The organism is Synechocystis sp. LEGE 06083 (genome assembly GCF_015207725.1).
Classification (GTDB): Bacteria; Cyanobacteriota; Cyanobacteriia; order Cyanobacteriales; family Microcystaceae; genus Synechocystis; species Synechocystis salina.
This window is the reverse complement of sequence record NZ_JADEWJ010000149.1, coordinates 1-9,305: the sequence shown is the minus strand read 5'-3', so window position 1 is coordinate 9,305 and position 9,305 is coordinate 1. Positions and strand designations below refer to the sequence as shown.

10 protein-coding genes are annotated in these 9,305 nt (G+C 49.7%); 1 reads left to right on the top strand and 9 read right to left on the bottom strand.

The features are described from left to right. The 9 genes from IQ219_RS12115 to IQ219_RS20540 form a co-directional block, all read right to left on the bottom strand. A partial coding sequence (locus IQ219_RS12115; RefSeq protein ID WP_194072766.1) for a Rieske 2Fe-2S domain-containing protein occupies positions 1-186 on the bottom strand: 186 nt, incomplete at its 3' end. Between the two features lie 188 nt (positions 187-374). Further along, complete coding sequence (locus IQ219_RS12110) at positions 375-1,634, bottom strand: HhoA/HhoB/HtrA family serine endopeptidase (protein WP_190596295.1); 1,260 nt, start codon at positions 1,632-1,634, stop codon at positions 375-377. A gap of 339 nt (positions 1,635-1,973) precedes the next feature. After that, the gene (locus tag IQ219_RS12105; RefSeq protein ID WP_194072765.1) at positions 1,974-2,870 is read right to left on the bottom strand and encodes a carbohydrate ABC transporter permease; all 897 of its coding nucleotides are present in this window, start codon (positions 2,868-2,870) and stop codon (positions 1,974-1,976) included. 158 nt (positions 2,871-3,028) lie between these two features. After that, a complete protein-coding gene (gene urtC / locus IQ219_RS12100; RefSeq protein ID WP_190596289.1) occupies positions 3,029-4,261 on the bottom strand; it encodes an urea ABC transporter permease subunit UrtC in 1,233 nt (410 codons plus the stop codon). Positions 4,262-4,364: 103 nt separating this feature from the next. After that, a complete protein-coding gene (urtB, locus tag IQ219_RS12095; RefSeq protein ID WP_194072764.1) occupies positions 4,365-5,531 on the bottom strand; it encodes an urea ABC transporter permease subunit UrtB in 1,167 nt (388 codons plus the stop codon). Positions 5,532-5,714: 183 nt separating this feature from the next. Next, positions 5,715-7,385 (bottom strand): DNA mismatch repair endonuclease MutL, encoded by a 1,671-nt coding sequence (mutL, locus tag IQ219_RS12090; RefSeq protein ID WP_194072763.1) that lies wholly within the window; start codon positions 7,383-7,385, stop codon positions 5,715-5,717. A 220-nt stretch (positions 7,386-7,605) separates the two neighbouring features. Continuing rightward, on the bottom strand, positions 7,606-8,241 hold the full coding sequence (locus IQ219_RS12085; RefSeq protein WP_194019481.1) for a peroxiredoxin: 636 nt from the start codon (positions 8,239-8,241) through the stop codon (positions 7,606-7,608). 183 nt (positions 8,242-8,424) lie between these two features. Beyond that, positions 8,425-8,697, bottom strand: a complete 273-nt coding sequence (locus IQ219_RS12080; RefSeq protein ID WP_194019480.1) for a DUF2442 domain-containing protein — start codon at positions 8,695-8,697, stop codon at positions 8,425-8,427. A 49-nt stretch (positions 8,698-8,746) separates the two neighbouring features. After that, positions 8,747-8,938: a DUF4160 domain-containing protein gene (locus IQ219_RS20540; protein WP_194019517.1), complete on the bottom strand. Its 192-nt coding sequence runs from the start codon at positions 8,936-8,938 to the stop codon at positions 8,747-8,749. 73 nt (positions 8,939-9,011) lie between these two features. Between IQ219_RS20540 and IQ219_RS12070 the strand changes: the two genes are divergently transcribed. Then, the coding region (locus IQ219_RS12070) for a YbjQ family protein (protein ID WP_194072762.1) at positions 9,012-9,305 on the top strand (294 nt) is incomplete at its 3' end.

Genomic DNA, 9,305 nt, shown 5'->3' with positions numbered 1-9,305 from the left:
ACAAACAATCGCTCCGTCCTTAATTTTGCCGCTTTTCATCGGTAATTTGAGATGGGGGCACTGGTTACTAACTGCGTGGATGGTGCCCGCTTCATTCAGCAACAGAATGGCCTGTTGGTTTACCTTAACCACTTGACGACTACCGGGGGGAAGCTCACTTTGGGCGAGGGCTTTGGTCCAAACCATAATTTTAGTTAAATCTAAAAAATCAAAGTTAAAAGGGATTGGGAACCGGTTTAAACCTGCAAACTCCCCAGGTTGGCCAGAGCTTCCTTGGGGAGGGTGAGGGGCAACTTAAATTTTTGCCGACGGGCCTTGATCCAACATCCTAAAAGTTTAGGAGAAAAGCCCCCGTTTGTCCTAGCAATGATCATTTAGTTGGGCGGGGTAATCGGCAAAGCACCAATGGTAACCTTCAAGTTCTCTTTTTGGCCGTTGCGGAGAATGCCTAGTTCCACTTCGTCTCCTACCGCTAGTTTGCCCACTAGAGATTGTACCTGTTCAGCATTTTCTACCGGTTGTCCCTGGAGCGATTGGAGCACGTCTCCCTGTTGCAGTTTGGCGATCGCCGCCGGAGAGTTGGGCATAACCTGCATAATCACTACGCCCTTATCCACAGGAATGTCCATACCCGTTTCTTGGCGAATTTGACTTTGCAGTTCCGGGGTCATGGTCACCATTTGAATGCCGAGGTAGGCGTGTTCCACTTTGCCAGTGGCAATTAACTGTTCAGCAATTTCCTGGGCTTTATTAATGGGGATGGCAAAACCAATGCCCTGGGCGTTTTGAATAATGGCGGTGTTCATCCCAATCACTTGGCCGTCCGCATTGAGGAGGGGGCCGCCAGAGTTACCGGGGTTAATGGCCGCATCAGTTTGGATAAACTCCACCCGTTTGTCGGGCACACCAATGTCTGCACTGCGCCGGCCCGTAGCACTCAAAATCCCCGTGGTGACAGTATTATCTAAGCCCAACGGGTTACCAATGGCGATCGCCCATTCCCCCACCTGCAGGCGATCGGAATCCCCCAGGGCCACGGTAGGCAGATCACCAGCGTCAATTTTGACCACCGCCACATCCGTAGAAGGGTCAGAGCCCATCACCCGACCGGGGAAGGAACGACCATCTTTGAGGGTTACTGTCACTTCATCGGCCCCATCCACCACATGGGCATTGGTGAAAATCTTGCCATCATTGCTAACGATGAAACCGGAGCCCGTTCCCCGTTGCACCCGCTCATTGGGCATGGGAGGCATCTGGGAGCCAAAAAATCTTTGGAAGAAGGGATCGTTAAACGCCTGGGGTACCTGGGATTTAACCGTTTTTTGGGCATTGATGCGCACCACAGCAGGGCCGGTGGATTCCACCACATCCACCACAAAATTACTGGGTTCCCTAGGGGTTAAACGACTTTGTAGGTTGTTTGCTAAGCCCTCTTTAATGGGAGCACTGGATTGGCTGGTTACCAAAGGGGAAATAACGGAGTGATCTGCTAAGTGTTCTGCCCATTGGGGATTAGTTAGAACGAAGGTCCCCCCAGCACCAATGCCCATACCCACCAGGACTAGCCCCAGGTAGGCCAAGGAAATTTTAGAAGGGGTCTGTTTGGCAGAATGGAGGGAAACGTCTTTCATGGCTTGGTGGCACTTATTTGCTGGATTATTGCTTAAAACAAATCTAGGAAAAAAAGTCAGCCCGGTGAGGAGCAATTGGGAAAACGGCTTGGGCTGACATTTATTAATGTAGGGGAGGGGTATGGCAGGGCTGTGACGACCATATGAAATTTTTGTGTCAGTTTTTCCCCAGCCCCAAATCCCTGGAAATTAGCCGATTTCAAAACTAACCTCACCATTAAGTCAGTAAACCAGAAGGATACTTTTTGAGCGATCGCCAAAACCGTTAGGGCTTGTTCCAGTCTATCCCATCAACTTTTTTACTGGTCTGGCATCAGGTTTTTTTGTCTTTCCAGCAATTTAACGGGTCGGTAGGTTACCGCCGGAAAGTTTGAGGTTAATCACCGAAAAAATGAAAATAACCAAAAACAGGACTAGCCCGATCGCCGAAGCGTAATTCATTTCCAAGTCCTGAAAAGCCCGTTCGTAAACGTAGTAAACCACCGTTTTGGAAGCGTTGAGGGGGCCCCCCTGGGTCATGATATACACTTCTTCAAAAACTTTGAGGGCGGAAATGGAAGATAGCACTCCCACCAATAAACAATAGGGCCGCATGAGGGGAATGGTGATGTCCCAATGTTGCCGCCAACCGTCAGCCCCGTCGATCGCCCCTGCTTCATAGAGTTCCTGGGGAATGGCCTGCAGTCCTGCCAAATAGATAACCATGTAATATCCCAAACCTTTCCACACCGTCACCACCATCACACTCCAGAGGGCTAAATGGGGACTGGTGAGCCAGGGGATGCCATCACTAAATCCTAGTAGGGCAAGAATTTGATTGAGGATGCCGTTGGAAGCGTAGAGAGCTTTCCACGCAATGCCTGCCACCACAATGGAAATAATCACCGGGGTGTAATAGGCCATGCGGAACCAAGTAATGCCCCGCAGTTTTTGGTTAACCAAAATGGCTAGCCCCAGGGGCAACATGATTAATAGCGGCACTACCCCCACTAGGTAAAGAAGAGTGTGGCGAAAGGTCAGCCAAAAAACTTTATCCCGCCAAAGCCGTTCAAAGTTAGCTAACCCTACCCAGGTAGGGGCTTTGGTCAAGTCCAGTTCGTATTGGGTAAAACTGAGGGAAAAAGCCTGTAATGCTGGATAGAAAACCGTTGCAGCCAGCATAATCAAAGCGGGCAACAAAAACAAATAGGGAGTCACCCCCCTAGGCCAACGGCGATCGGACCCAGAGACTGTCATAGGAAAATGCCATAAAACTAGACCAGGTTAACATACCCATTGCTATCCCTTGACCCATTCTGTACAGGGGAAATTGCAGTGGTAATGGTGGCGGAGTAGTGATGCTTTTCGGCAGGAGAAAATTTTCCTTGGTTAAGGTCGGCCCAACCTTAAAAAGCTTACGGTTCTTCCGGTTCCCCTTCGAATTGTTGACGCTCTTCCTGCACCAGGGGATCTTCTTCCAAGCTGGGAAAGGTGGCCAACTGGGGTTTACCCCGGAATAAATTGCGCAGTTGGACAATGCCCTGTTCTTGCCACCAGCCCACAATACCGTTGGGGAGCACCGTCACCACAATCAGGAACAAAGCCCCTTGGAAAAAGAGCCAAACTTCGGGAAATTGTTCACTCAAACTACTCTGGGCGAGGCGTACCAAAAGGGTTCCCAACACTGCCCCCACTAAGGTAGCCCGGCCTCCCACCGCGACCCAAATGACCATTTCAATGGAAAAGGCCACGTCCATAATGCTGGGGGTAATAATACCCGTTTGCACTGTGTATAACCCCCCCGATAAACCGGCGATCGCCCCGGAGATGCCAAACACCAACACCTTAAATCCCGTGGGGTCGTAGCCCGTAAACCTGACCCTAGTTTCATCGTCCCGGATGGCCACCAAAATGCGCCCAAAGCGTCCGCTGGTAAGCCAACGACAGAGAATATAAACCAACAACAAAGCCACCACGGTCAGCTCATAAAATACCAGTTGGGCTCCGTCGGAACTGGCCAGGTAACCAAAAATTCTTTCCGTATCGGTTTTTAAACCATTGGTTCCGTTAATTAATTTCTGTTGCCCGTTGAAAAAGTTGTAGAACACCAACAGGGCCGCCTGGGTCAGAATTGAAAAATATACCCCCTTAATCCGGTTACGAAAAATCAGATAACCCAACAGCGCGGCGATCGCCCCCGGCACCAATACCATGGCCAGCAGCGTGATCGGTAGGGAATGGAAAGGTTGCCAAATCAGTGGCAGTTTGTCCACCCCGTAGAGACCAAAAAATTCCGGTAATTGACCATCCGGCAACTGGAGATTGAGGTACATAGCAAAGGCGTAGCCCCCCAAGGCAAAAAAGATGCCATGGCCCAGGCTGAGCAATCCTGTGTAGCCCCAAATTAAGTCAATGCCCAAAGCAATAATGGCCAAGGAAAGGAAACGCCCCATTAACCTGAGCCGTAGGAAGGGAAAATTCTTCAGCAACCATTGACCCACCACCCAATCCGATAGGGATAAAACGGCAATAATCAAGGGAATACAGGCAAAAACCAGCACCGCTCCAAATAGGGCATAGTCACTCCAACCTAGCTTCTTTAGGAGTTTGCCTAGGGGAGAACCAGGGTTTTGGGGAGGATTTTGCATAGGAAAAATGACCAGGGATAAACAAACAAGTTAGCTAAATTAATTACCCCCTTGGGCCAGAGCAACAGAACTGACCTGCCAGAGGGGAATGGATGGGTCACTGCTATAGCTCTGCGGTACGCCCCTTGGGGGGGAAAATGCCCGCTGGCTTAATTTGCAAAAAGAGAATAATCAAAGCAAACACCAACACCCGGGCCATACTGGTGGTGGCGAAAAAGGTGAAAAATTCGTACAGGGGTTGCAAGGCTCCCTCTGCGGGAAATAGGCGAATTAGGGTGCCACTACCGATGAGGTCACTGGATACCCCGATCGCCAGGGAAGCAATGATGGTTCCCAATAGGTTACCGACGCCCCCCACCACCACCACCATAAAGGTGTTGATAATGTAGTTTTGGCCAATGTTGGGCCCCACCGCCCCGAGAAAACTAATGGCACAGCCCGCAATGCCCGCTAGCCCAGAGCCTAGGGCAAAGGTCAAAGCATCCACTTGGCCAGTGGGAATCCCCAAACAAGCGCTCATGCCCCGGTTTTGAGTAACGGCCCGAATCCTCAGTCCCCAGTTGGAACGGTAGAAAATCAAATATACCGCCAGTAAACAGAGCAGAGTCAGGAAAATGATAAAAATCCGGGTGGAGGGTACTTGGAAAGTGCCAATGGCAAATCCCCCCCGCAACCAAGTGGGGGCACTGACGTTAACGTTCCTGGCCCCAAACCAAGCCCGATTCCATAGGGGCGAATTGCCCTGGGCCACAGCGAAGCCACTAATGCTGGCGATCGTCACCGAGAGAAAGAAAAGAATTACCTGGGCTTTCCCTAACCAAGGTTTGCCACCGGCCTGGCGTTTGATTAACCAGGTGCCGCCAAAATAAAGCAGTAAAAATATGCCCACCACCAATACCATAATCCAGTTCACACTGCGGACGAACTGCTGCAAAATCAGGCTTACTCCCCAGGTGGCCAGCAACGTTTCCAACGGTCGACCATACAAGTAGCGGATGACCTGTCTTTCCAAAACTAGACCGGCGATCGCCGCCACCAGGAAAGCAACGGGCAAAGCCGCAAAAATGTAGAGGTCAAACCAAGGGTCGCCAAAGCCCTGGAAGAGGTTTTGCACCACAAAGGTGCTGTAGGCACCCAACATCATCAATTCCCCATGGGCCAGATTAATTACCCCCATGAGGCCAAAGACGATCGCCAATCCCAGGGCGGCAATCAGTAATACTGAACTTGTGCTTAAACCGTTAAAAATACCTTCTAGGAGTACTGACACAATGTTTTCTAGAATTGGAAGAAAGGGGGGCAAATCCAGCTTAAACCCTTCATTTCCGATGGTTTGGACGGAAATGCCTTGGGGGAAAACCGAGTTAGCCTTTATAGTTAACCCTGCCCTGTCCGATAAATTTGTTACCCGTGATACCAAGAGTGGGTTAAGCCAGCATCGGTTCACAGTAATTTAAGGGGAAGAAGTTTTCGGGTTAACAAGCCAATTCCGGCGGAAAAAACGGGCCAGGGATGATTCTTCCAGGGCCAAATAGATGGGGCGACCGTGGGGACAGGTGTGGGGATTTTCACATTTTTGCCATTGCTCAATCAATGTTTTCCAAGCACTGCGATCCAATTCCGTACCATTTTTAATTGCACTACGACAGGCGATCGCCGCTTGGGCGGTGGAGAGGGAAGATAACTGACTGAGTTCCTGGAGAATTGCCACAATTTCCGGGTGCCCATGCAATAGAGCCGGTAAACTCCGCACAGCCCAAATATCTTCACCAAAGGGGTCTATTTCCAACCCTAAACTTTGTAATTTTTCCACCTGTTCCGGATTAAATCCCTGTAAGATCAGCGGTTGCTCGAGGGAAATACAGCGCCAATGCCGTTGCAACTCCTCGAACAAAACCCGTTCATGGGCTACGTGCTGTTCCACCAACCACATACCCCGGTCATGTTCCACCACAATGTAGGTCTGGCAAATTTGGGCGATCGCCTTGAGGGCAGTGGGCTGGCCCAACACAGTTTCCGTGAGGGAGGTTGGGGCCTGCAACTGGTAAACTCCTCCAGGTTCCGCCGCCTTGAGCAATTGGTTCAAGCGGGGAGTGGCACTGCCTTCTACTAGGGTTAACTCCTTTTGCAACAAGGCTTGCAGTTGTCCCTGCCAGTGGGGCATATCCTCCAAATAAATTTCCGTTTTCGCAGGGTGACGGTGCCAATCGATGCACTGGGGCGGCAGTTGCCAATGGGCAAAACACAGGGGATAGCGTTGCCGGGGCAAGGTGCGGTGAAAGGCAGTCGTAATTGTCTGGGTTAGCTCTGGCACATTCACCGGGCGACCATTAATGGCAATGATTAACCAATCTGGGCGGGGACGATGGCAGCGGTCAGGGTAGCCAAAGGTCAAACTTAAATGGGCTGATGCCGCTGAATCATCTATGGTGGCGGGTAGGGGCAAAGATTGTTCCCCATGGCCAAGCTGGCTAGCCTGGAGGGATTTCAGGCATTGCAACAAGATCGCTTCAGCATCGGGGCCAGGGCTAAGGCTCAACCGTAACCGTTCGTCCTGCCACAGTTGCCAAGTTACTTGGGGATGGCAGAGGGCTAATTGTTGCAGATAGGTCACCATCGGCCGCCAAAACTGTTGACTTTTGGCAAAAGCCTGCCGACGTTGGGGAAAATTAGCAAACAGTTGCCGCACTTCCACCCTGGTTCCCACGGCGATCGCCACCGGTTCAATCTGCTCTGGTTGACCCTGGGGGCTGTAGGTAATGCGCCAACCACAATCCGCACTGGCCACACTGCGACTGCTAATGGTCAACTGGGCCACCTGGGCCAAACTATGGAGGGCTTCTCCTCGAAAACCTAAAGTTTTAATCCGCTGTAAATCTGCTTGGCTACTAATTTTACTGGTGGCATGGGGCAACCCACTGGTTTTCAGTTCCGTCAAATCCATGCCCTGGCCATTGTCTAGCACTTCCAAGCGCCACTCTTCCCACCAAAGACGAACCAAAATTCGATCAGCGTCAGCATCCAAGGCATTTTCCACCAATTCCCGCACCACCGCCAAGGGAGAATCAATCACTTCCCCCGCCGCAATTAAATCCACCAACTGGCGATCGAGAACTTGGATCATCGGAGTAAGTTGAGGAAATTTTTGCAAAAGGCCACAAAAAAGAGGGTAGATGATTATTCTCCCCCTTTGCTCAAAAGCTTGTTGAATTTAATTGATCAAATTGATCAAGTTGATCTCAGAACCCAATCGGTCAGCCCCCATGGCTAATGGCCAAGGAGGCGGATCAGAAAGTGTTTCAAATATCTGTCAATCGCGACGAAAGGATTTGTGTAGATCAAAACTACTTGTTTGGTTGGGGGGTCATGCGCAGGTAAGGTTTGATCTCTTCCACACCTTTGGGGAATTTGACCTTGGCCTCTTCAGTGGAAATGGAGGGCACCACCACACACTTGTCGCCATCTTGCCAGTTAGCCGGGGTGGCCACTTGGTGATAATCAGTCAACTGGAGGGAGTCAATGACCCGGAGGATTTCAGCAAAGTTACGGCCAGTGCTAGCGGGATAGGTGAGGGTCAACCGTAGTTTTTTAGCGGGATCAATGATGAAGACAGAACGCACCGTCAAATTATTGAGGGCATTGGGGTGGATCATGCCATAGAGATCGGACACCTTTTTATCGCCATCGGCCAAGATGGGATAGTTAACGCTGGTATTCTGGGTTTCATTAATGTCACAGATCCAGCCTTGATGGGATTCCACGTCGTCCACACTGAGGGCAATCACCTTAACGTTGCGCTTATCAAATTCCGGCTTCAGTTTGGCAACAGTGCCCAATTCGGTGGTACAAACCGGAGTGTAATCCGCAGGGTGAGAAAATAAGACAACCCAGCTATCGCCGGCCCACTCATGGAAAGAAATGGGGCCTTGGCTGGATTCTTGGGTAAAGTCGGGGACAACATCACCGAGTTGTAACGCCATAACAAATAGTTCCTAATACAATGCAAAATGGGGATCTTCTTCGATCATACTGCCATATCAGATACAGAATTTGGACGAATTGTTAGAAAACGCAAAATTGTCAGGAAAAGAGTGGCATTGGTGCAGAAATCACTGATCTGATCGACAATACTCGACCAGTTAGTCTGGGGTAGGGCGATCGCCTTAGGTCAAAGGCAACTGAAAATGGCCGGCCACTACTCCAGGGACAGTAATATCTTCATCTAGCTCTTCCCAGCGGAGGGCATAACCATTCACTTCAACTTTGACCTTTGCCAATTGTTCATTGGTAGCTTTTTTAAGGATACGGAAGCGATCGCCAGGAAAGCCAAAGATCCGTCCATCACTGAGTTCAATGTATATCATTCGTTTCTCCGCCCATGCTCTAACAGCAGTGGGTTCAATAACAATTTTGGAATCAACGGTGATGGAATTCATAGTAAGCGTTCCTCAAAAATAGTAAGCGTTCCTCAAAAAATGATGATTTTCATAAACTAAGTTTCTCTACTTTACGCAACTCACGCACAGGAATGTCATGGTTAGAAGATAGCAGTATTGCTGGTTCAAGCCAGAATTTACATTCACCATCAGGAGAGCGAACATGAATGTGTGCCGGTTCTAATCCCTCGTCTGAGTAAAAATGAAAACGAAATTTTCCAATCCTAATTACTGTGGGCATTTCTTGGATTTTTAGGGGTGGTAGCATTAATAAACCTTGAGGTTAAAAATTATTAAAACAGAATCTTAAAACTATGCTGACTTCCACAACGGATATTGTTCAAGGCCGGACTATTGCTCGCTACCATGGCATTGTCACAGCCGAAGTGGTATACGGCACCAATGCTCTGCGGGACTTTTTTGCCGGTATTCGAGATTTAATTGGCGGCAGAACCGGCAGCTACGAACAAATTTTTGAAAAAGGCCACCGAGAGGCGATCGCCGAATTGAGTCAACGGGCCCAAAAACTAGGGGCTAATGGAGTAATCGGAGTGTCAGTAAATACTGGAACCATTAATGTAGATGACCGGGGAGCATTGCTATTAATT